The sequence below is a fragment of the Vibrio zhanjiangensis genome, assembly GCF_030161235.1.
In the GTDB taxonomy this organism is placed as follows: domain Bacteria; phylum Pseudomonadota; class Gammaproteobacteria; order Enterobacterales; family Vibrionaceae; genus Vibrio; species Vibrio zhanjiangensis.
The window spans coordinates 53,130-76,226 of the sequence record NZ_BSPW01000061.1; the positions used below are offsets into that span (position 1 = coordinate 53,130).

Genomic DNA, 23,097 nt, shown 5'->3' on the forward strand with positions numbered 1-23,097 from the left:
ATGTAGAGAATTAATTTAACGGGAATAACGCCAGTTATTCCCGTTTTTGATGATTATTGTTTTATAAACTGTTGGTCGAATAGGTGACCAAGTTTGTCAGCCTTAGTCTGCAAGTAAAACTGATTGTCGGTATTGCATCCTTCTTGAAGCGCAACGCGCTGTTGAATCTGGATGTGAGCTTGCTCTAGTGCTTTGACTTTTTGAGGGTTATTCGTCATTAGTCGCACTTTATCGATGCCAAGATAAGCAAGTATACCGCGGCAAAAGCGATAATCCCGCATATCTGCCGCAAAGCCGAGACGTTCATTTGCCTCAACGGTATCAGCCCCTTCGTCTTGTAGATGGTACGCTCTGATTTTGTTCAATAAGCCGATTCCGCGACCTTCTTGGCGTAAATAGAGCAGCACCCCAGCGCCCTCGTGGACAATATTTTGTAACGCTCTGCTGAGTTGGAAACCACAATCACAGCGAGTGCTAAAAAGTGCGTCACCAGTTAAGCACTCAGAATGAAGACGAACTAATGGTGCACCGACAGAACTGATATCACCATAGACCAGAGCAAGGTGCTCTTTTCCTGTTTCATGTTCGATAAAACCATACATTTCAAAGGTTCCCCACCTTGTTGGTAGCTTCGCTTTATCGACAAACTGAATAAGATTGTATGGCTCTGAGCGTGTTAACTTTTCTCTAATGGCCATGAGAATTTTGCCAAGTTGATTTTCTCCTTGGCCGTTACCGCCATCTCCCCAAAAGTTATCTTTATGTGAGTGTTCGGTAATCTCCACGTCGCCCGTTTCAATGAGCTGGAAGGCTAAAGAAGGGTTTTGCTTAAACTTTTCTTCAACAACAAAGCGCATAATATCGAGACGAACCTTTTGCCAATCTTCTCTAACGTTTTGGCTGTATTGGCGACTCAAAGAGAAAGCAACGTCCGGTGAGTCGCAATGCTGTATTTTTTTGATGATCTCACTATCAGTAAACTTTTGAGCTTGATAATAATGTTCGCTAGTTTTCCATAACTCGCCGTGGATGCGAATCGGCGCATAAAAAAAATTGGAGAGAAACCCGTAGGCATCACTAGGCTCATAAAAGTGAATGTGGCTATTCATGTAGGCTCCTGACATTGTCTAGTTATAGTTGTGTCTTGTTTCATACAAGATCGTAGTTGAAGTTATCAATATGACAAATTTGTAACTATGTGTAGCGCTTTAGTGCAAGGTGTGGACTGGGGTTCTGTGCCGAACTCAATAAAATATATGAATTATGTATCCATCTTGGCAATATTAATATTTAAGTTAATGATATTGAATGGTTTAAGAAATTTTTTTCGGAGTAATAACTTAGGTGAAATAATCCAGACTTCTTCTAGAGCTGACCATTGAAGAAAAGTAAAGGTTTTTGTATCGCGTTATCAGGAGTTTAGACAGATAAATTAACTTTTTTGTTTAGACTTAATTTTAGTCAATAGCTGCAAATTAAGTTGTCCACAGTAATAGTTGCCTATTGCAAAGAAGGTTGGATAAGTTCACCGCATAGACCTGCTAAAAGCGTTACTGAGTCGTAAGATAAGTCATAAAAGGCGTTGGTATTATGAGAGCTTGGATTTTTATATTTATGAGAATGTTATCTATTCAAATCATTTTCACTGTGAATATCTAATTTAAGTTAATGAGATATTTCATTTTATATAACATGAAAATTTGTGAAAATCTGAATTATCCTTACCGAATTTTTGAAGTTACCTATTTTTTTCAAAAATTTATTAAATAGAATTTTATCACTTCTCATCTCATTGAATGTGACATTAAATAAATAGTATCTCGTTCACCTCTTTTTATTGATGGGGGAAGATAAATATTTTTTCCAAACTTATTTATCTTCATAAATTAACATCGTGCATTCATGTAGGCGTTAACTTTTTGAATGATATATATAAAAAATGATTTTTATTTAATTTGTATAAAAACAAAGAGTTATATGAGGATTACGTTTTGTCTCAAGTGATTAGAAAATCAAACATAGCGTTGAATTTCAGCGCAATTCTAAAGACTGGCGTCGTTCCAGTATTATACCTAATGTCTTCCCCCCTCCATGCGGCAGATGGAGAAGCTCTGACGCAATTGCCTTTGAGTCAAGTGCTTGCAGATGAACAAGAAATTATTGCTCAACAACCAGAGTCGTACCAATTGGTCATGGATTCGATCCAAACTCGTGATAATGAAGTTGTGGAAGCCATTTTACCAAACCGTACCAGTAACCCTGAAAATGTTAAGCGTATTGAAGCAATACTATCGGAACAAGATTGGAATTATTTATTTGCTGAACGCGATTCAGCCTACACTTATCTGAATTTTCTAAAAGCAGCAGGAAAGTATCCAGCATTGTGTGGCACATATACTGACGGCCGTAATTCAGATGCGATTTGTCGTAAGACACTGGCCACTATGTTCGCTCACTTTACCCAAGAAACGGGTGGGCATAACTCCCACAGCGAGATCCCTGAGTGGAGACAAGGCTTAGTTTATGTGAGAGAGATGGGGATGTCAGAGCAAACTTCAGGTGCTTATGGCGTGTGTGATACGACTATCTGGCAAGGGCAAGCTTATCCCTGTGGAACTAATCCTGACGGTACTTTTAAGAGCTACTTTGGGCGAGGTTCTAAGCAGCTAAGTTACAACTACAACTATGGTCCATTCTCTCAATCAATTTATGGTAACGTTGAAAAACTGCTAAATGAACCTGAGCTAGTGGCTGATACTTGGTTAAACCTTGCTAGCGCAGTATTTTTCTACTTATATCCTCAACCACCGAAACCAAGTATGTTGCACGTTATCGATGGTACTTGGCAACCAAATGACAAAGACCGAGCGAATGGTTTGGTACCTGGTTTTGGCGTAACTACGCAAATTATTAATGGTGGTGTGGAGTGCGGTGGTTCCGCAGAGCATGCTCAGTCGCAAAATCGTATCAACTACTATCACGAGTTTGCAAATTATCTTGATGTTGAAATTGCACCTGATGAAGTGCTTGGTTGTAAAGGTATGAAGCAGTTTGATGCTTCTGGTGCTGGTGCGCTTAATATCTACTGGGAACAAGATTGGGGCTGGGATGCAAACACGTCAGATGGTCGTGTATATAAATGTCAGCTGGTGGCTTACCAAGGTCCATATTCTTCATTTATTGCAGGAGATTACACCAAATGTGTGGAAGATAAGTTTGGTGTTGAGGTATACGATGACTTAGGAGGTAATTTGCCACCAACAGCTAATGCTGGCGCTGATCAAACGGTTGATGCGACAGAACCTGCACAAGTACAGTTGTCTGCCAATGCTTCAAGCGATGACCACGAAATTGTTAGTTACCAATGGCGTCAAAGCGACAGTACTGGTACTGGTCTATATATTGCTTCACCGAATGCAGTCAATACATTGGTAACGGTACCTGCAATATCAAAAGACACTGTCTTTACACTTGAATTGACAGTGGCTGATGCAGAAGGTGCAACGGCCAAAGATAGCGTAAACATCATTGCTAAAGTTCAGTCAGGTAACCAGCCGCCAGTAGTGACATTAAACGCTCCGCAAGAGGTTAATGAGGGGCAGGCTAATGTTAGAGTTAATGCAACCATTACTGATAGCGATGATCAAGAGTTCAACCTAGAGTGGAGCTTGTCGAATGATGTAGAATTTACGACAGCGTTAGACGGACGTTCAATTGAGTTTACTGCCCCTGAGGTTGAACATAACAAAAGTCTAACCGCAACGCTGAAGGTTATTGACGGTGGACAAAATGAGGTTTCGGCTTCAACTACCATGCTTGTTGTTGATGTAAACAGTGGTGGTGGTGAAGGTAGCTGCTCAGCGACCGATCCTAATGCTTCGCAGTACCCTGCCTATAACTCAGGTACTGTATATACTGACGCTAGCAATCCTGTTTCTCATCTTGGATTGGTATACAAAGCTAAGTGGTGGGTGCAAGGTAGTGAGCCTTCACCATCGAATGAAGCATGGGCCCTGCTGAGTGAGGTAGAATTACCTTGGGATGCCAATATAGCGTATGATGGTGGTGACCAAGTTAACCATGGTGATTCTCGCTGGGAAGCCAAATGGTGGACAAAAGGTGATTTGCCAGGCCAAGCGGGTGTTTGGGCTAAGGTAGGACCTTCAAGCTGTCAGTAAAACGACACTCGATATCCTATTTAGAGCGGAAGGTGTTTATGCCTTCCGTTTTTTGTTGTTATCAAGAGCTCAGATTATCGTGGTTTATAATGTCTCGATACATACGAGGGAAAAATATGTTTACATTACAAGTTGAACAGGGTCTAGAGCTGGCATTAGTTGAAGCGAATTTTGCTGCTTGCTACCTAGATATTGTTTCGAAGCAGAGAGAGTATTTAAGCCAATGGTTATCTTGGCCTATCCATGCTGAAAACGAAGCGTTTTTCCTAAACTTTATCAAGCGTTCCTTACATGATTATGCTGATGGAAAGTCTCTAGTATGTGCCATGTTTTATCAAGGCAAGCTGGTCGGTAATATCAGCTTTAATTCCATAGATAAAGATCTTGCTAAGGTAGAGATAGGTTATTGGTTAAGCCAAGACTATCAAGGAAGGGGCTTAGTCACCAAGTCAGTGTCTAGAATGATTGAGCTTGCGTTTCACGATTATGACGTGCAAAAAATCCAAATCTCAGCGGCGACCGACAACCAGCCAAGTCGGAATGTGTGCTCACGACTCGGGTTTACACTAGAAGGTGTCTTAACCAGAGCAGAAAATGTCAATGGTCGTATCCTTGACCATGCTGTGTATGGGTTAAGCCGAGAAGCTTGGAAAACACGCCTAGGGTTAAAGCAATAGAAAGGCCAGATTGATCTGGCCTTGTTTTGTATCAATGAGACGCCATTACTCTCTTTGACTACCTCATGGTAACAAATTCTTCTGAGCCGGTTGGGTGGATGGCGACAACGGAATCAAAGTCTGCTTTGGTCGCACCCATTTTCATCGCGACGCCAAAGCCTTGAATCATTTCATCAACCGTATAACCGATGCCATGTAAGCCCACCACTTTTTCATCATCGCCAGCACAAATGAGCTTCATTTTGCATGGTTGACGATGTTTAGTGACGGCGGTGTACATGGCGGTAAAGCCTGATGTGTACACCTTAATATTGTCTTTGCCGTATTTCTGCTGCGCTTCTTGAGTGGTAAGGCCTATGGTACCAATCGGTGGGTGGCTAAATACCACGGTAGGGACTAAGTCGTAATCCATTTTGGCATTAGGCTTGTTGTTAAATAGGCGCTCAGAAAGCTGTCTGCCGGCCTTAACCGCAACAGGGGTAAGCTCTATGCCGCCTTCCATAATATCGCCGACACAATAGATACCTGCTACATTGGTTTGCTGATATTCATCGACCTTAATGTAACCTGCTTGATTGGTTTCAACTCCGGTGGCTGCAAGGTTAATCGCATCGGTGGCGGGATGACGGCCAATTGCCCAAATCAGAGTATCAACATTGTGTGTATTGCCATTTTCTAGGTGCAAGGTTAGGCTACCATCCGCTTCCTTAACCACTTCTTTAGGCACAGAATGAGTATGTAGCGTCGGTCCTTCAGCTTGCATGACCTCGACTAGAGTTTCTACGATCATGGGATCAAAGCTGCGCAGCGGTGACTCTTTGCGGCAGAAAAGGTGAGTTTCAGTGCCAAGAGCATGTAATACGCCCGCGATTTCAACCGCGATATAGCCAGCGCCAATAACCGCAACGCGCTTAGGTTGTTGGTTTAGCTCGAAGAAGCCGTTAGAGTCGATACCGTGCTCTGCTCCTGGGATGTTTGGAATAGTTGGGCGGCCGCCGACAGCAATAAGGATATGATCCGCTGTGTAGTGTTCACCATTGACTTCTACGGTTTTTGCATCAACAAACTTGGCAAAACCTTTAATAACATTGACTTTGTTGTTACCTAGCACGCGATCGTAAGACTCGTGAATTCGGCCAATGTAGGCTTGGCGGCTTTCAACGAGTTTACTCCAGTTAAAGCCTTTGACATCGACGTCAAAGCCATAATCTTCAGCATAGAGGTTCATGGCTTCCGCGACTTGAGCACCATGCCACATCACTTTTTTGGGTACACAACCAACATTTACACATGTACCGCCGAGATCTTGAGCTTCAATCAACGCAACGTTAGCGCCATACATAGCAGCACGGTTTGCTGATGCAATGCCACCACTCCCACCGCCGATACAGATATAATCAAAATGAGTCGCCATTTATTTCTCCAATTATTGCGAGTTGATATGCTCAGTGAAGCCTTTGATTCCACTTAGCCCCGCATTTCTTTATTATTTGTGATATGGAGGATAGATTGGACGAACTCAATCTATCCAGCTTAAATTTTCTTCTGCCATGCTAGTGGCAGCCAGATGTCTTGTCCAATGTTACTCAGGAACAATCCAATTTATTGTGTGATGACCAGTGGCAGGAGCAATCGACTGCTGAAGAAACGGTAGGATGGCCTGCATTTGGCTCTCTAATTTCCAAGGTGGGTTGATCACTATCATTCCAGATGCTGTCATGCCATGCTGATTATTGTCAGCGGCCACGCCCAGTTCAATTTGTAATATCTTACGAATCTCTAGGCCTTGCAGCGCATCTATCATGTCGTCAATATCGCAGCGATTGACGACTGGATACCAGATGGCATAGATGCCTGTTGCCCAGCGTTTATAGCTTTGATGAATCGCTTGAACAACGTCGCGATATTCTTTCGCCAACTCATACGGCGGGTCGATAAGGACTAGGCCTCGGCGCTCTTGAGGTGGCAGGCTTGCCTTTAGTCGTTTAAAACCATCTTCTTTGTACAGGCTTACCTGACGGTCACGATGAAATTCTTGTTCAAGAAGTGGGTAATCACTTGGGTGCAGTTCGGTTAACACCATACGATCTTGTGCTCTAAGATGCGCACGAGCCACCCGCGGAGAGCCGGGGTAATAACGTAAATTTCCGTTTTTGTTGAGAACCTTGATGGCATCTAGGTAGCTTTGTAGCTCTTGTGGCATATCTGTTTGTTGCCAAATTCGAGCGATACCATGTTTGTATTCACCCGTTTTTTCCGCCCATTCGTGGTTTAGGTCATAGCGCCCCACACCAGAATGAGTATCGTGATAAACAAAAGGTTTATCTTTTTGTTTGAGGGCATTGAGAATCAAGCTTTGAACGATATGTTTTAGGACATCGGCATGATTGCCCGCGTGAAAACTGTGGCGGTAACTTAGCAAAATAACACTCTCTAGTGGGTAAAGGCTTGGGATATTTTAGTCTTGCTAGTATACGTCACTATTGAAAATTGCTGAACCTACCTATATTTACTATTTTAGACTCAATCAGAACTTAGCAAGACAGAACCGTCAGTTCGCTTTTGCCAATAAAAGGAATACTTATGTCTAATCCTCTTCTCAGTTTTACGGATTTGCCACCTTTCTCTCAGATCAAGCCAGAGCATGTTAAACCCGCAGTCGAACAGGCAATCGCAGATTGCCGGGCAAAAATCGAGCAAGTACTGGCAGGCAACAGCCACCCTACTTGGGAAAATATTGTTGCCCCAATTGAAGAAGTTGATGATCGCTTGAGTCGTATTTGGTCACCAGTGAGTCATATGAATTCGGTGGTGAACAGTGATGAGCTGCGTGAAGCTTACGAAAGCTGCTTACCTCTTTTGTCGGAATACGGGACTTGGGTTGGTCAACATAAAGGTTTGTTTGAGGCGTACAAAGCGATTAAAGCAAGTGATGAATTTTCTGCCCTCACTCAAGCGCAGAAGAAAACGGTGACGAACGCTTTACGTGACTTTGAGTTGTCAGGTATTGGTTTGCCTGCCGATGAGCAACATCGCTATGGTGAGATCAGTAAACGCATGTCTGAGTTAGGGTCTAAGTTTTCGAATAATGTGCTTGATGCCACCATGGGTTGGACGAAACACATAGTGGATGAGCAAGCTCTTGTTGGTATGCCAGAGTCGGCGCTTGCGGCGGCGAAAGCGGCGGCACAAGCTAAGGATTTGGATGGTTACCTATTAACTCTCGATATGCCTTCTTACTTGCCAGTGATGACCTATTGTGACAATCAGGCGCTGCGCAAGGAGATATACGAAGCGTATGTGACGCGTGCTTCGGATAGAGGCCCAAATGCAGGTGAGTGGGATAACACTGAGATAATCAATGAGCAGCTAAAACTTCGCTATGAAATTGCACGTATGCTGGGCTTTAACACCTTTAGTGAAAAATCGTTGGCAACAAAAATGGCGGAAAATCCAGCTCAAGTGTTGGGCTTTCTGAACGATCTTGCCAACAAGGCAAAGCCTCAGGGTGAGCGAGAAGTAGAGGCGTTACGTCAGTTTGCTAAAAGCGAATATGGTGTAGAAGAGCTTGAACTGTGGGATATTGCGTATTATAGCGAAAAGCAAAAGCAGCACTTATTCCAAATTTCTGATGAAGAACTTCGGCCATATTTTCCCGAACACAGGGCAGTTAGCGGCTTGTTTGAGGTCTTAAATCGTGTGTTTGGGATGAAGGTTGTAGAGCGCGAAGGGGTAGACACATGGCATGAGTCGGTGCGCTTTTTCGATATCTTCGATGCCAGCGACAATCTGCGCGGCAGTTTTTATCTTGATCTGTATGCTCGTGAGCATAAACGTGGTGGCGCATGGATGGACGAATGTCGTGTGTGCCGCATCAATGCTAAGGGAGAGCGACAATCTCCAGTGGCCTATTTGACGTGTAATTTCAGTCGCCCGATTGGTGATAACCCTGCGCTTTTTACCCATAATGAAGTAGTGACACTGTTCCATGAATTTGGTCATGGTATCCATCATATGCTCACCCAAGTAGAAACTGGCGCTGTGTCTGGGATAAATGGTGTGCCTTGGGATGCGGTAGAGCTCCCTAGTCAGTTTTTAGAAAACTGGTGTTGGGAGCAAGAAGCGTTGGCGTTTATCTCAGGCCACTACAAAACTGGCGAGCCTCTACCTAAAGAGATGCTCGATAAGATGCTCGCGGCAAAGAACTTCCAGTCCGCGATGTTTATTTTGCGCCAGCTAGAGTTTGGCCTGTTTGATTTTACGCTTCATACCCAATTTGATCCTGAGATAGGCCCCAAAGTACTAGAAACATTGGCCGAGGTAAAAGCCAAGGTCGCTGTTTTACCGAGTTTGGAGTGGAATCGCTTCTCACACAGCTTTAGTCATGTATTTGCTGGTGGCTACAGTGCGGGCTATTACAGTTATTTGTGGGCAGAAGTGCTTTCATCAGATGCTTTTTCTCGCTTTGAGGAAGAAGGGATATTTAATATCGAAACGGGTAAGAGCTTCCTCAATAATATTCTTGAAATGGGAGGGAGTGAAGAACCTATGGAGCTCTTTAAGCGCTTTAGAGGCAGAGAGCCACAAATTGATGCCTTGCTACGCCATTCAGGTATTCAAGCATAAGTTAATGGTACCGAGTAATCGCGCCCTCATATGAGGGCGCGATTATTTTAAGCCATCTTCACTGTATATCGTTTCTCATACTTATCGCTGAGCTTTGGCAAAGCGTGTCTCCTAACTTGAAGCTGTCTTTTGCTATTGGGTTATTGCTGCTGTAAAGGAGTTTGGAGCGTTTTTGTGGTTAATATTTTCAACTCTGGATAGCGTTTAGGTTATAATCGTTTTTCATGTATAGATAACCAGTGACTAAATTCCAATGGATCCTTCTTTACTCCTCGACGGCCTTAACGATAAGCAGCGTGAAGCTGTTGCTGCCCCACTTGAAAACTTACTGGTTCTTGCCGGAGCAGGAAGTGGTAAAACTCGTGTTTTGGTACATCGTATTGCTTGGTTAATGTCGGTTGAACAAGCTTCGCCTTTTTCAATTATGTCGGTCACTTTTACCAACAAAGCAGCCGCTGAAATGCGTGGTCGGATTGAAGACCTGACGATGGGTAATGCTTCGGGAATGTGGAATGGCACTTTTCATGGTATTTGTCATCGAATCTTACGGGCCCATTATCTTGATGCTGAGTTACCAGAAGATTTTCAAATCATGGACAGTGACGATCAACAGCGCTTATTGCGCCGTCTGATTAAAGCGCAGAACCTTGATGAGAAACAGTGGCCAGCAAGGCAAGTTGCATGGTGGATAAACGGTAAAAAAGATGAGGGACTACGCCCTAAACATATCGATGCGTACCGCGATCCTGTGACGCAAACGTATCTTCAGCTTTATAGTACCTATCAAGAAGCCTGTGATCGGGCCGGACTCGTCGATTTTGCTGAAATTTTGCTCAGAGCGCATGAGCTGCTGCGTAACAAAAAACATATCCGAGAACATTACCAAGCCCGTTTTAAGCATATTTTGGTCGATGAATTTCAAGACACCAATAATATCCAATATGCTTGGCTAAGAATGATGGCTGGGCCTGAATCTAATGTGATGATTGTTGGTGACGATGACCAATCTATCTATGGGTGGCGCGGTGCAAAAATCGAAAATATTGAAAAATTCACTCATGAATTTCCAAACGTTAATACGATACGCTTAGAGCAAAACTATCGCTCGACCAAGACAATTCTTGAGGCATCAAATGCCTTGATTGCCAATAATACCGAGCGAATGGGCAAGGAATTGTGGACGGAAGGTTTGGCTGGGGAGCCTATTTCGGTGTACTCGGCCTACAACGAGTTGGATGAAGCCCGTTTTGTGGTCAATAAAATCAAAGATTGGCAAGAGAAAGGCGGGGCGCTTGACGATGCCGCTTTACTGTATCGCAATAATGCCCAATCACGAGTATTGGAAGAGGCATTGATTCAAGCGGGTTTACCTTATCGTATTTATGGTGGAATGCGATTTTTCGAGCGTCAGGAAATCAAAGATGCATTGAGTTATTTGCGACTGATTTCCAATCGAAATGATGATGCTGCATTTGAAAGAGTGGTTAACACGCCAACACGAGGCTTAGGTGATAAAACACTAGAGACTTTACGTTTAGCGGCAAGAGATCGTGGTTGCACCATGTGGGATGCGAGTGTTGCTTTGCTAGAAGAGAAAGTGCTGGCTGGAAGGGCGGCCTCTGCACTAGGGCGCTTTGTTGAACTGATAAATGCATTGGAAGATGACACCCATGAATTGCCTTTGCATGCTCAAACCGATCATGTCATTAAATACTCTGGCTTGTATGCTATGTATGAGCAGGAGAAAGGGGAGAAGTCTAAAGCTCGTATTGAAAACTTAGAAGAACTAGTGACAGCGACCCGCCAATTCGAAAAACCTGAGGAAGCGGATGAAATGACGCTACTTATGGCATTTTTGACCCATGCAGCTTTGGAAGCGGGGGAAGGGCAAGCGGATGAGTTTGAAGATGCGGTGCAACTGATGACTTTACACAGTGCCAAAGGGCTAGAGTTTCCACTGGTGTTTATGGTTGGCGTCGAAGAAGGCATGTTTCCAAGCCTGATGTCAGCGGAAGAAGCGGGTCGTCTCGAAGAAGAAAGGCGGCTTTGCTATGTGGGTATGACGCGTGCTAAGGAAAAACTCTATATCACTTATGCTGAAATGCGTCGTTTGTATGGTCAAGATAAATACCATAAACCATCGCGTTTTATCCGTGAGTTGCCAGAGAGCTGTTTAGATGAAGTGCGAATGAAGGCACAAGTGAGCCGTCCTGCAAGCTCCGGTCGATTTAGCCCTAAGGTTGTCAAAGACACCTTCAACGAAACGGGCTTTAATTTAGGCTCGCGCGTTAAACACCCCAAGTTTGGCGAAGGAACCATTATTAATTTTGAAGGGAGTGGTCATCAAGGAAGGGTGCAGGTGGCCTTCAATGGTGAAGGTATCAAGTGGTTGGTAACAGCGTACGCTAAGTTAGAGCAATTATAGAAAGAAAAACCCCGAGGGCTTGCGCCCGTCGGGGTTATAGTCTTACTCGCAGCAATCCGGCTACTAAAGGTGCTCCATGCATCAAGTCCTTGATAGTATGCTGATGTCCTTCAGCTCAGTCCATTCATCGCCATCCTAGCGGTGTCCTCGACCCTATCCTAGTCCGCTAACTATCCTAGTTAGCTCACGTCGCCTAGTCCTTAAGCGGTATCCATTTCCTTTCCCTAGTAGTAACCATCCTAGTTACTATTATGAGTCCGTTCAATGTCCTATTTGCTTTCCTTGCCGACGACTTATCTAAGCCGCCGAATCTTCATCCTGAAGATTACCAATTCCTTGGTGTTTCCTGTTCCGTGTCAGCATCCTTCCGACAAGGTTCATATTACGATGCCAAGAATATTCCTCAAGGTTCTCTGGTTTATTCGCATTTAAAACTAAGTGCTCAAGAATAATACAAATTGATTTAAATCATCTAGTTATATTACTCTAATTTTAATGATCTCATTAAGAAAGAGGTATTGGCGCACCATTTTGTAAGAAATATCGCACAAAATGGCGGGCAAATAGTTACTACTGGCCGATGGCTACCCCTTCACGTCTAGGATCTGCCGCTCCTTCTAGTTGTTGATCATTAATTAAAATGGCATGAAGGCCTGAATTTAAATCTCCAACATTTACCTCAAAGCCCATTTTTTCTAGCTCTGGTTTGAACTGTTCGGCTGAGGTGCCTTGCTCAATATCAAGGGGACCAAAACGATTCATTATATGAGGCAGGTCAATGGCTTGCTGAATGTCCATCCCCCACTGAGTGTGGGCAATGATCGCTTGTGCTACATAACCTATAATGCGACTTCCGCCGGGAGAGCCGATAGCCATATAGGGTTTATCATCCTTCAGGATTATCGTCGGTGCCATTGAAGAACGAGGCCGCTTACCCGGCTCAAGTCGATTCGCAATGGGATTGCCACTGCTGTGAGTATTGAACGAAAAATCCGTGAGTTCGTTGTTGAGAATAAAGCCGTTGGTCATAAGACGTGAGCCAAATGCGTTCTCAACAGATGCGGTCATAGAGACAACATTCCCTTGTTTATCAACAATATTAAAATGGCTTGTTGAGGGTAACTCGATTGATTCATCGGGATTTTGCTGGCGAGCATAGTCCCATGGTGGCGAACCCGCAGACGCGTTTGCTAATGCTTTTCCCGGTGTAATGAGCTTGGCTCGCTGCTTTAGATAATCTGCATTGATTAAGCCTTGAGTTGGCATGGGAACAAAGTCCTCATCGGCCATATACATGCCTCGGTCGGCAAAAGCTAACAGTGAGGCGTCAGCAATAACTTGCCATGATTTGGCACTATTTGGACCCCAAGCCTTCAGATTGAACGACTCTGTGATGGTGAGTATTTGGTTGACCGTGAGTGCTCCAGAGGCTGGAGGACCCATTCCGCAAATATCATAGTTTTGGTACGCAGAACAAATTGGTTGGCGCTGTTTTACCTTGTATATATCAAAGTCCTCTTGAGCGAGGACGCCAGGGTTACCTTGTGCTGATCTGACGGTATTTACAATATCGGCAGCGATTTTTCCTTTATAGAAGGCATCTGCTCCGTGTTCGGCAATGGCGGTAAGTGTTGCTGCATAAGCTGGGTTTTTTAGCACGGTTCCTTGTTTTTTAGGCGAGCCGTCAGGATTAAAAAAATACGCTCTTGTCTCAGGAAAACGAGACAATCGTTCACCATCTTTGGCAATTAAAGTGGCAAGCCTAGGGCTAATTACAAATCCCTCCAAGGCGAGCGTTATAACGGGCTTAAACAATTGCTTCCATTCCAGCTTTCCGTATTTTTGGTGGGTTTCCCACATTAACTTGACAACACCAGGTGTGCCTACCGAGCGACCACCTACGACGGCATCGTAGAATTGCATAGGCTGGCCATTTTCATCCTGAAAGAGCTGTGGTGTGGCTGCCAGAGGCGCCGTTTCTCTGCCATCGTAAGTGGTCAGTTTGTTATTCTTCGCATCCCAGTAAACGAGAAATGCACCACCACCTATTCCGGAAGATTGCGGTTCGACCAGCCCCAACATCAGCTGAGTGGTGATCATTGCATCGATGGCGTTACCACCTTGTTTGAGAATGTCAGCACCCGCTTGCGTAGCAAGAGGGTTTGCAGCAGTTACCATCCAGTCTTTGGCTTTGACCAACTGTTTTTTTTCCAAACCGCTACTTTGCTCTGGAGCAACAGAGTCTGCTGCCTGATTAGCGTGCGCTGCAATAGAGGTAAATAGTAGGAATGTTGCTAGAGAAGGGTGTTTCCACTGCATCTTGTACTCCTTGTTAAACATGCGAGGACAGAGTGGCAGTGGAAGAGCGGATAGTCTAAGACTTTGTTATAAAAATGTAATGTCGAATCAATTTTTTTATACATTTAACAATAAACCACCTATGGATTGCCAAAGAATACTAGTGCCTACTATGGAAAATATTACGCCACACAAGCCATCAATATAAAATGCCATTGCTTGCACCTTGCTTTGCATGCGCTGAGTTGAGAGCACCCAAGCAAGCAGCGAAAACCATACCAAAGACAATCCCCACAGCATGATCAAAGCGATACCTTTACCAATCAGAGACATATCTGCTGGCACTAAGCTTGACATAAGACTTATAAAGAAAACCAGAGCTTTAGGATTAAGGATATTGGTTGATAATCCTCGAGAGAAAGCTTGGCGCTTGTTGTTCAGCAAGACATTGTTTTCCTGATTAGGCTCAGATCCAGTCCCATTTTTTGCTTGCCAGCATCCTTTGAGCGCGCAGTAGCCTAGATATGTTAGGTAGCTACCACCGACTAACTGCAACGTCGAGAATAAGTTGGGATGCTGATGCACGAGATAGCTCATACCAGTCAAGCTTAAAATCGAGTGCAATAAAATACCGGCAGAAAGGCCTAAGGCAATATAGAGCCCAGTTTGTCGTCCATAGCGTGCTGCATTTTGGACCACCAGAGCAACATCGGGCCCCGGACTCATTAAGGCAACAAAGTGTACGCTAGCAAGCGTGATTAGAATCGGTAGTTCGTTCATTGAGATACTCATCGATAAATCATGTTTGAGCCTATTTTGCCCTACTGAACATCACCAAGATTGTAAATTATTAACACTGCAGCTTAGAGGGGGAAATACCGTATGTCGCTTTAAAGGCTTTACTAAAATGTGCTTGATCATAAAAGCCAATTTGGTGGGCGACTTCAGTGCCACATATTCCGCTTTTGAGTAGTCTCAAGCCATGCTCTAGTCTTAAGCGACTTAACCAAGCGTAGGGAGTTAAGCCTATTTTTGCCTTAAAATGGCGCTGAAATTGAGTCGGACTAAGATGGCAGAGTTGGGATAACTCTTCAAGTTTCACGGGTTGGTCTAAATTGGCCATTAAATAGTCTTTTAGTGTTGAGATGGATTGATTTCCTAGTGGTACGGTATTTTTTTGCTGTATGGCGCCATAGTGACGAAACAAGAGTTCAAACCCCTCATAGGGCAGACAATCTTTTGCTAGCTGACTAAGGTTGTTTGTTCCCAAGGCTTGATGGACTCTAACCATATGTTGGAAGAGAGCCGGGTTTGAAATAATCAATCGGCTGAATTGAACCTGATCGCTTTCACACTTTAGATCAGCAAGCTCACTAAACCATTTGGGATCGATGGAGAAAACTCGTACTTGATAGCCCTCACTATGGATGGAACTTCCATCGTGTAGCTCATCTGGAGGCATTATCACGATTTGTCCTTGCCCAATGGTATGATTTACACCTTGGTAAAAGAACTTTTGTTGGCCGTTAGTTACCAAGCCAATATGAAAGTCGAGGTGATAGTGCCTGCGGAAAGCGAACTTTTGGTAGTTCGCATGGATCAGGCCGATTTGTTTATCTTGTGTGGTGAGGTAATTGACCTTGTCCATAGCAATGCTTTGTCTAAAATTTAATCGATAATATACATAGTTTAATCATTTGTCTTGTAAATAAAGATCAGTCATTAGAGATTTGTAAGCGTATGCCAGCAGGGTTGAGAGATGATTGTACTCCAGCATTTATATTATGCATGGAGTACATACCATACTAACATTTTGTTTTTCCAGAGCGTTTTTGGGTTTTAAGCCCGTCATAACTAAAAATGACCAAAGCACTCCATATAAAGGCAAAAGTAATGGCCTTATCTTGACTAAAATCTTCACCATAAACCAAGACAGCCAGTAAAAACATCAGACTTGGACCAATGTATTGGATAAAACCTAATGTGGAGAGTTTCAGGCGCGTCGCGGCTCCCGTAAAACACAGTAGGGGGAGAGTGGTGACTATCCCTGCCGAAATAAGTAACAGATTTAAATTTAGGGTGTTGTGCGATAAATTAGCAGTTGGTGAGTCTGCGATCCATAGAAGATAGATGGCTGCAGCTGGGAGCATGATCAATGTTTCAATAAATAAGCCGGTTTGAGCATCAAGACTGACTTTTTTACGTAGTAACCCGTATACTCCAAATGTAGCCGCGAGTGCGATTGCCACTATTGGGATTGAGCCAAAAGCAAGCAGCTGTATTACAACTCCAATCGACGCTAATATCACAGCGAACCATTGCAGTTTACGCAGTCGTTCGCCCAAAAATAACATCCCAAGCACGACGTTGAACAATGGATTGATGTAATAGCCTAGGCTTGCATCTAGCATATGATTGTTGTTAATCGCCCAGATGAAAATTAGCCAATTTATTCCCACTAAAAAAGAGGTAGAAAACAAACATAACATCTTATTTTTTGAGCGAGTGACGTCTCTTACATTGCGCCAGCGACGACCTATATGTAGCAGTATACTAAGAAGCAGGAACGACCAAATGATGCGATGACCAACTATTTCTAGCGGTGAAACTTGATTAATGGCTTTAAAATAGATGGGTGCTATACCCCACATTGTGTAGGCGCTGATCGCGAGCAGCATGCCTTGCTTTGATTGGTGTTCCGTTGTCATTGATAGTCTAACTGCACAATTTAATTGAAGTAAGGTTGCAGTATACGCAATAGCATCACTTATCACCTAGCTCCGTTTTGCATATAAGTTGATTTCGCTGCAAATTGAAGTTTTATTCATATTCGAACACTACTACAATGTGCGCTTTGCATTTCCCCACGTTTTTCGGCTGAGACCTCCATGACTGCGACATTGTTCGATCAACAACCTGATTTGACCATCACACCTGAAACTGTGCTAGAAAATGTGTTTGGTTATAAATCATTTCGTCACGGCCAAAGGGAAGTCATTGATGCTGTTGGTGCGGGTCATGATTGCATTGTCATTATGCCCACAGGTGGTGGTAAGTCACTTTGCTATCAGATACCAGCGTTGGTAAGAGGGGGGGTAACGCTCGTTATTTCACCGTTGATTTCTCTGATGAAAGATCAGGTTGATCAATTGAAAGCCAATGGGGTAGCTGCGGAATGCATTCACTCTGCAATGACTCGAGAAGATCTGAGTCGTGTTTATAGTCGCATGCAATCTGGCCAGTTAACGTTAGTTTATGTCTCGCCAGAACGAGTACTAATGCGCGATTTTGTTGAGCGACTTGAATCACTTTCATTAGCCATGATCGCGGTTGATGAGGCTCACTGCATTTCTCAATGGGGTCATGACTTTAGACCAGAGTACGCTTGTCTAGGGCAGCTAAAAAAACAATTTCCCGCAGTGCCTTTTATGGCACTTACTGCTACCGCTGATGAAGCGACGAGAAATGACATTACTCATAGATTGCAGCTTCAAGAACCTCATGTCTATTTAGGTAGTTTTGATAGGCCTAACATTCGCTATACCTTGGTGGAGAAACACAAGCCAATTTCACAGATCATTCGTTTTGTCGCCGAGCAAAAAAACCACTGTGGCATTATTTATTGTGGTAGTCGCAAGAAAGTCGAAATGGTGACGGAGAAATTGTGCAATAACCATATTCGTGCGGCCAGCTATCATGCTGGCTTGGATACCGATGAGCGCGCTTATGTCCAAGAAGCTTTTCAGCGTGATGATATCCAGATAGTGGTCGCTACTGTAGCGTTTGGTATGGGTATCAATAAGCCCAATGTGCGTTTTGTTGTTCACTTTGATATTCCGCGCAATATTGAATCTTATTACCAAGAAACTGGCCGTGCTGGGCGAGATGGCTTACCAGCTGAAGCCATGATGCTTTACGACCCTGCGGACATGAGTTGGTTGCGAAGAATGCTGGATGAAAAAGATGATGGGCCGCAAAAACAAGTAGAAAATCATAAATTAAATGCGATGAGTGCGTTTGCCGAGGCGCAGACATGTCGGCGTCAAGTACTGCTCAACTATTTCGGTGAGTATAGTGATAAGCGCTGCGGTAACTGCGATATTTGCCTTGACCCACCTAAGCATTTTGATGCGACGGAACAAGCACGCAAAGCCATTTCTTGTGTTTATCGTGTCAACCAGAGTTTTGGTATTGGCTATGTTGTTGAAGTATTACGTGGTATGCAAAATAGTCGTATTCGCGAAAATGGGCATGACAAGCTTTCAACCTATGGTATCGGTCGTGAAAACAGCCATGACTATTGGGTTAGTATATTTCGTCAGCTAATCCACAAGGGCTTGTTGTCTCAAAACATCACCCGTAATTCAACCTTGCAATTAACAGAGGAGGCTCGTCCGCTGCTGCGGGGTGAGATGACATTGGATTTGGCGGTTCCAAGGCTTGATACAGCGGCAAGAACGGCGAAATCAGAAAAGCTAACCAGTAAGAATTACGATAAAAAATTATTTGCCAAGTTGCGCAAATTGCGTAAGTCAATTGCTGATGAAGATGGATTGCCTCCTTATGTCGTGTTTAGTGATGCCACATTAATTGATATGGCAGAAATGTTGCCGACGTCTTATGGCGAGATGTTAGCAGTTAATGGGGTTGGCCAGCGTAAGCTAGAAAAATACGCCGATCCATTTTTGGATTTGATTCAGGAGCATGTGTCTTTCCATGGATAAAGTAAAGAAGGTATTTGGGTTGCGGGAATATCAGCCTCAGCTGGGCATCCTCGTTGTTCAAACACCATATTTTGATTTTGATAGTTTTCCTCAAATGGCAGAGCATTTGTTACAGCAACTTTCTGCAACTGTAGTTGAAAAGCAATGGGATGCGGACATCCACTCTTGGTTAATTGATTTTGAAGGGTGCCAGATGTTGCTGAAGTCTGAACATTATAGTGAGAGCGTATGGTTGGAAGCGTTGAATGTAAAAAGCAGCAGAGAGGAGCTTGACTATCTTGCCAACTTATTTCGCTGTGGCTTTTAATCAGAACTGATAAACCTTGGAGTGTCTATTGCAGAGAGAGGTGGTTAATGTATAATCACCCGCCGCGATAATTATCAAGTTGAATATCTATAGATATAACCATGGCTAAGGCTATATCAGTAACTAAAGTATTCGATGAGATATTTGTCGTTTTGATGATTAACATTATTGGTAGAAGTCCAACAATATTGGACTCAATTTGGGTTCCCTCACCCCCAAACCAAATTAAAAAGGTATCTTATGAGTCGTTTTTCTCCCGCTCAACAGCGCAAAGCGCTTCTTCTATTGGTTTTGTTCCATTTGGTGATTATTGCTTCGAGCAATTATCTGGTACAGCTGCCATTTACTCTCTTTGGTCTTCACACGACGTGGGGAGCATTTACTTTCCCATTTATCTTTCTGGCCACCGATCTTACGGTACGTATTTTTGGTCCTCAGCTAGCGCGAAGAATCATCTTTTGGGTAATGTTGCCTGCCCTTGCGGTTTCTTACGGGCTATCGGTTGTCTTTTTTGAAGGGCAGTTTCAAGGTTTTGCTCATTTAGGTGAATTTAACCTGTTTGTCGCGCGCATCGCGATTGCCAGTTTTATGGCTTATTTACTTGGTCAAATATTGGATGTACATGTATTCAATCGTCTACGCCAGATGAAGCACTGGTGGATAGCGCCAACTTGTTCCACTTTAGTGGGCAATGCACTGGATACGCTGGCCTTTTTCTCGATTGCCTTTTACCAAAGTCCCGATCCGTTTATGGCAGAGCACTGGGGAGAAATTGCGTTGGTTGATTATGGCTTTAAGCTGATCATTAGTTTAGGCCTATTTGTCCCCATGTATGGTGTGTTACTCAACTATCTCGTCAAAAAAATCACCGCAGTTAACCCGGATTTTCGCGTGTTAGGTGTTAACTAAGACATCCATAATTAAAAAGGGCCCAGTCAATATTGACAGGGCCCTTTTAGTTTAATGTGTTGTGATGACTAATGGCCAATTAAGGTCGCTTTGCCGATTGACTTCCATTTCCAGTTCCGCAGCGGTAAGAGGATTGGCCTTAAGCCATTGAGATGACAAGTTTATAATGAGCTTGTCTGCGTTTGATTTTAAGAGGATGTTTGGCTCTAAATCAGGGCTGCGTCTATGTGAGAGTATCACAGAGATTCTGAGTAAACGTAGGATACGCTGTGCGCTAACATCAGAGACAGCGTGCTGCACAGGCAGAGAAGTGAGATGCTCGCGGTAGCGGCGTAGCACTTCACTAAGAAGCTGCTTTTGTGCGCGAGTATAGCCAGGCAAGTCCAAGTTTTGTAATAGGTAAGCGCTGTGCTCCCCTCCTGTTTTGAAGTCAATCGTGAGACCAATTTCATGTAATTTTGCCGCGGCCTCTAATATCGCGATGCCTTGCGTTTCGGATATCCAATTTTCTTCACATTGACCTAACAACTTGACCGCCAAATTGGCTACCTGTTCGCCGTAAGCCTTGTCTAATTGATAGCGACTCTGCAAGCTGGCTATGGTGCGAGCTTGAATATTGTCTTGTTTTAGCTCGTCCACCATTTCGTACACAAGACCCTCGCGCAGAGCCCCGCCAGATAACGTCATTGAGTCAATATTGAGAAGCTCAAAGATGGCAATCAGGATAGATAGGCCGCTTGGAAATACTAGAGCGCGTTCTAACGTCAGTCCTTCAATTTCAAGTTCTTCCAGATGGTCAGTGAGCATAGCCTGTTTTTGTAGGCGTTTCAGTTTGGCGTGAGTGATGACTTCATCCATGCCTTGTGCCAGCATAATTTCTTGTAACGCCTGCACGGTTCCCGATGCTCCGACGCAGACATCCCAGCCAATACTTGTGTACTGGGTTAGAATCGGCCTTAATCTTTCTTTAGCTGCGGCTATCGCATTTGCAAAGTTATCAGCAGAGAGCTGGCGGTCTTTAAAGTGATTCTCAAGCCAAGTAACACAGCCCATTTTTAAACTGTTGAGTACCTTGGCATCAAATCCTTGGCCAATAATCAGCTCTGTGCTCGCGCCGCCGATATCGACGACTAGGCGACGTCCGCAACCACCTGAAGTGTGCGCAACGCCCTTGTATATAGTGGCGGCTTCTTCCTCGCCATCAATGACCTCTATCTCATAACCTAGTATTTTCTTAGCTTGACTGAGAAAGGTATCAGCATTGGTTGCCGTTCTGAGTGTCGCGGTTCCCACAATGCGAATATTCTGTTTTTGAATATCCTGAAGACGCTCTGCAAACAGGCTCAAGCAGTCCCATCCCCGTTGCATTGCCTCATGGCTCAAGCAGTTGTTTTCGTCTAATCCCGCGGCTAAACGAACTTTCCGTTTAATTTTCGCCATGGTTTGTACGCTACCACTTATATGGCGCACAATTAGCATATGAAAACTGTTGGATCCAAGGTCAATGGCAGCATAAAGTGGGGATGAAGCTTCTTGTGTCATAGACAGTCCTATGAATCTCTATTTTGACGCTGACGAGAGCGGTTGTTTGAACGACGGTTATTCGAGCGTGAACCTCCAGTGTTAGTGCGACGTTGTTGTGGTCGACTAGAACGCATGCGCAATGGTTCAGGCAGATCTTGGATCAAGGCGGATGAGTCATATTCAGATACAGGAATGGTATGCTCTATATACTCTTCAATAGCAGGAAGATTGATGGCGTACTCTTCACAAGCAAAGCTAATTGAATGACCGCTTGCTCCCGCTCGGCCAGTACGGCCAATTCGGTGAACGTAATCTTCACAGTCGTCTGGCAAATCATAATTGAATACGTGTGTTACTTGTGGAATGTGTAGTCCTCTAGCGGCTACGTCGGTTGCGACAAGTAAGTCAACCTCACCACGAGTGAATTGCTCAAGAATTCTTTCACGTTTTTTCTGAGGTACGTCCCCAGTTAAAAGTCCAACTCTGTGTTGGTCTGCTGCAAGATGTCCCCAGATGGACTCGCATTTGTGTTTGGTGTTGGCAAACACGATGGCGCGTTCAGGCCATTCTTCTTCGATCAAGGTTTGCAGAAGAGACATTTTATCTTCATTTGATGGGTAGAAAAGTTCTTCTTGGATACGATGACCAGTTTTTTGTTCTGGTTCTGCTGCGAGATGCTCCGGATTATGCATATGCTCGAAGGCCAGCTCTTGCACTCGATAAGACAAAGTGGCTGAAAACAGCATATTTAGACGTTCTTTCGGTTCTGGCATACCACGGAAAAGGAAGCGGATGTCTTTAATAAAACCAAGGTCAAACATGCGATCGGCTTCATCTAGCACGACGGCCTGAATACTTTTTAGGTTAAATACACGCTGCTTGTAAAAGTCGATAATTCGCCCTGTGGTACCAATAAGTACGTCGACACCTTGTTCAAGCTTTGATAGCTGTTTATCGTAGCTTTCACCACCATAGGCTAATGCGGCTTTGATACCAGTGCTTTCAATTAAAGTTTCAGCATCATTATATATTTGGATAGCAAGCTCACGGGTCGGCGCCATGATGATGGCACGAGGTTGCGTTGCTTTTCTCCCTTCGTGTTCTGGCGTGTTGAGGAGATGGTTGAAAGTAGCCGTCAGAAAGGCCAGAGTTTTCCCTGTCCCAGTTTGTGCCTGACCTGCGATGTCTTGGCCGGTGAGCAGTACCGGCAACGCCAAAGCTTGAATCGGGGTACAAAATTCGAACCCTTTTTTATCCAAACCTTCAATGATTTTGGGGTGTAAGCCCAAATCGGCGAACTTTTGCTCTGTGATATGTGTCTTTTTCATAGCTATAGAATATCAGCTTAAGCTTGCAATACGAAGGTAAATACATTCCAATAGGGCATCTAAATACTGGTTATCATCCAACCAGTCCGAAAAAACACATT

Annotated in this window: 16 protein-coding genes; 7 read left to right on the forward strand and 9 right to left on the reverse strand. The window is 44.0% G+C overall.

Features of this window, described 5'->3' with window-relative positions:
• Nucleotides 1-53 precede the first annotated feature (53 nt).
• Nucleotides 54-1,109, reverse strand: a complete 1,056-nt coding sequence (gene ribA, locus QQK21_RS14185) for a GTP cyclohydrolase II (RefSeq protein WP_284192841.1) — start codon at nt 1,107-1,109, stop codon at nt 54-56.
• Between the two features lie 891 nt (nt 1,110-2,000).
• On the opposite strand from ribA, the gene QQK21_RS14190 reads away from it, so the two are divergent.
• The gene (locus tag QQK21_RS14190; RefSeq protein WP_284192861.1) at nt 2,001-4,178 is read left to right on the forward strand and encodes a glycoside hydrolase family 19 protein; all 2,178 of its coding nucleotides are present in this window, start codon (nt 2,001-2,003) and stop codon (nt 4,176-4,178) included.
• Nucleotides 4,179-4,294: 116 nt separating this feature from the next.
• Complete coding sequence (locus tag QQK21_RS14195; RefSeq protein ID WP_284192842.1) at nt 4,295-4,855, forward strand: GNAT family N-acetyltransferase; 561 nt, start codon at nt 4,295-4,297, stop codon at nt 4,853-4,855.
• 58 nt (nt 4,856-4,913) lie between these two features.
• Here the strand turns inward: QQK21_RS14195 and gorA are convergent, their stop codons facing one another.
• Entirely contained in the window at nt 4,914-6,269 is a 1,356-nt protein-coding gene (gorA, locus tag QQK21_RS14200) for a glutathione-disulfide reductase (RefSeq protein WP_284192843.1), read from the reverse strand.
• Between the two features lie 168 nt (nt 6,270-6,437).
• On the reverse strand, nt 6,438-7,277 hold the full coding sequence (locus QQK21_RS14205) for a 23S rRNA (adenine(2030)-N(6))-methyltransferase RlmJ (RefSeq protein ID WP_284192844.1): 840 nt from the start codon (nt 7,275-7,277) through the stop codon (nt 6,438-6,440).
• Nucleotides 7,278-7,438: 161 nt separating this feature from the next.
• Here QQK21_RS14205 and prlC point away from each other — a divergent pair, with 161 nt between their 5' ends.
• Complete coding sequence (gene prlC / locus QQK21_RS14210) at nt 7,439-9,481, forward strand: oligopeptidase A (RefSeq protein WP_284192845.1); 2,043 nt, start codon at nt 7,439-7,441, stop codon at nt 9,479-9,481.
• A gap of 253 nt (nt 9,482-9,734) precedes the next feature.
• Nucleotides 9,735-11,906, forward strand: coding sequence for a DNA helicase II (gene uvrD / locus QQK21_RS14215; protein ID WP_284192846.1), 2,172 nt, complete (start codon nt 9,735-9,737; stop codon nt 11,904-11,906).
• Nucleotides 11,907-12,476: 570 nt separating this feature from the next.
• Here the strand turns inward: uvrD and ggt are convergent.
• The 4 genes from ggt to rarD all read right to left on the reverse strand — a co-directional run bounded on the left by ggt (nt 12,477) and on the right by rarD (nt 16,912).
• On the reverse strand, nt 12,477-14,225 hold the full coding sequence (ggt, locus tag QQK21_RS14220) for a gamma-glutamyltransferase (protein ID WP_284192847.1): 1,749 nt from the start codon (nt 14,223-14,225) through the stop codon (nt 12,477-12,479).
• A gap of 96 nt (nt 14,226-14,321) precedes the next feature.
• Complete coding sequence (locus tag QQK21_RS14225) at nt 14,322-14,984, reverse strand: LysE family translocator (protein WP_284192848.1); 663 nt, start codon at nt 14,982-14,984, stop codon at nt 14,322-14,324.
• Between the two features lie 70 nt (nt 14,985-15,054).
• Nucleotides 15,055-15,852 carry an AraC family transcriptional regulator gene (locus tag QQK21_RS14230; protein ID WP_284192849.1) on the reverse strand — a complete coding sequence of 266 codons (798 nt, stop codon included), beginning with the start codon at nt 15,850-15,852 and terminating at the stop codon, nt 15,055-15,057.
• Between the two features lie 157 nt (nt 15,853-16,009).
• Nucleotides 16,010-16,912 carry an EamA family transporter RarD gene (gene rarD, locus QQK21_RS14235; RefSeq protein WP_284192850.1) on the reverse strand — a complete coding sequence of 301 codons (903 nt, stop codon included), beginning with the start codon at nt 16,910-16,912 and terminating at the stop codon, nt 16,010-16,012.
• A 180-nt stretch (nt 16,913-17,092) separates the two neighbouring features.
• Between rarD and recQ the strand changes: the two genes are divergently transcribed.
• The 3 genes from recQ (at nt 17,093) to QQK21_RS14250 (ending at nt 20,144) form a co-directional block, all read left to right on the forward strand.
• Complete coding sequence (recQ, locus tag QQK21_RS14240) at nt 17,093-18,928, forward strand: ATP-dependent DNA helicase RecQ (protein WP_284192851.1); 1,836 nt, start codon at nt 17,093-17,095, stop codon at nt 18,926-18,928.
• Complete coding sequence (locus QQK21_RS14245; RefSeq protein WP_284192852.1) at nt 18,921-19,235, forward strand: DUF3630 family protein; 315 nt, start codon at nt 18,921-18,923, stop codon at nt 19,233-19,235. Before recQ ends, QQK21_RS14245 begins: the two co-directional genes overlap by 8 nt.
• A gap of 240 nt (nt 19,236-19,475) precedes the next feature.
• Nucleotides 19,476-20,144 (forward strand): 7-cyano-7-deazaguanine/7-aminomethyl-7-deazaguanine transporter, encoded by a 669-nt coding sequence (locus QQK21_RS14250; RefSeq protein WP_284192853.1) that lies wholly within the window; start codon nt 19,476-19,478, stop codon nt 20,142-20,144.
• Between the two features lie 51 nt (nt 20,145-20,195).
• On the opposite strand, the gene gppA is transcribed toward QQK21_RS14250, so the two are convergent.
• Nucleotides 20,196-21,686 (reverse strand): guanosine-5'-triphosphate,3'-diphosphate diphosphatase, encoded by a 1,491-nt coding sequence (gene gppA / locus QQK21_RS14255; RefSeq protein WP_284192854.1) that lies wholly within the window; start codon nt 21,684-21,686, stop codon nt 20,196-20,198.
• An 8-nt stretch (nt 21,687-21,694) separates the two neighbouring features.
• Entirely contained in the window at nt 21,695-22,996 is a 1,302-nt protein-coding gene (gene rhlB / locus QQK21_RS14260) for an ATP-dependent RNA helicase RhlB (RefSeq protein ID WP_284192855.1), read from the reverse strand.
• Nucleotides 22,997-23,097: the final 101 nt, after the last annotated feature.

Bases quoted from the DNA above. Each gene is read 5' to 3' on its own strand.
- ribA (WP_284192841.1), bottom strand. From the start codon at position 1,109: ATGAATAGCCACATTCACTTTTATGAGCCTAGTGATGCCTACGGGTTT.
- QQK21_RS14195 (WP_284192842.1), top strand. From the start codon at position 4,295: ATGTTTACATTACAAGTTGAACAGGGTCTAGAGCTGGCATTAGTTGAA.
- gorA (WP_284192843.1), bottom strand. From the start codon at position 6,269: ATGGCGACTCATTTTGATTATATCTGTATCGGCGGTGGGAGTGGTGGC.
- prlC (WP_284192845.1), top strand. From the start codon at position 7,439: ATGTCTAATCCTCTTCTCAGTTTTACGGATTTGCCACCTTTCTCTCAG.
- uvrD (WP_284192846.1), top strand. From the start codon at position 9,735: ATGGATCCTTCTTTACTCCTCGACGGCCTTAACGATAAGCAGCGTGAA.
- ggt (WP_284192847.1), bottom strand. From the start codon at position 14,225: ATGCAGTGGAAACACCCTTCTCTAGCAACATTCCTACTATTTACCTCT.
- QQK21_RS14225 (WP_284192848.1), bottom strand. From the start codon at position 14,984: ATGAACGAACTACCGATTCTAATCACGCTTGCTAGCGTACACTTTGTT.
- QQK21_RS14230 (WP_284192849.1), bottom strand. From the start codon at position 15,852: ATGGACAAGGTCAATTACCTCACCACACAAGATAAACAAATCGGCCTG.
- rarD (WP_284192850.1), bottom strand. From the start codon at position 16,912: ATGACAACGGAACACCAATCAAAGCAAGGCATGCTGCTCGCGATCAGC.
- recQ (WP_284192851.1), top strand. From the start codon at position 17,093: ATGACTGCGACATTGTTCGATCAACAACCTGATTTGACCATCACACCT.
- QQK21_RS14245 (WP_284192852.1), top strand. From the start codon at position 18,921: ATGGATAAAGTAAAGAAGGTATTTGGGTTGCGGGAATATCAGCCTCAG.
- QQK21_RS14250 (WP_284192853.1), top strand. From the start codon at position 19,476: ATGAGTCGTTTTTCTCCCGCTCAACAGCGCAAAGCGCTTCTTCTATTG.
- gppA (WP_284192854.1), bottom strand. From the start codon at position 21,686: ATGACACAAGAAGCTTCATCCCCACTTTATGCTGCCATTGACCTTGGA.
- rhlB (WP_284192855.1), bottom strand. From the start codon at position 22,996: ATGAAAAAGACACATATCACAGAGCAAAAGTTCGCCGATTTGGGCTTA.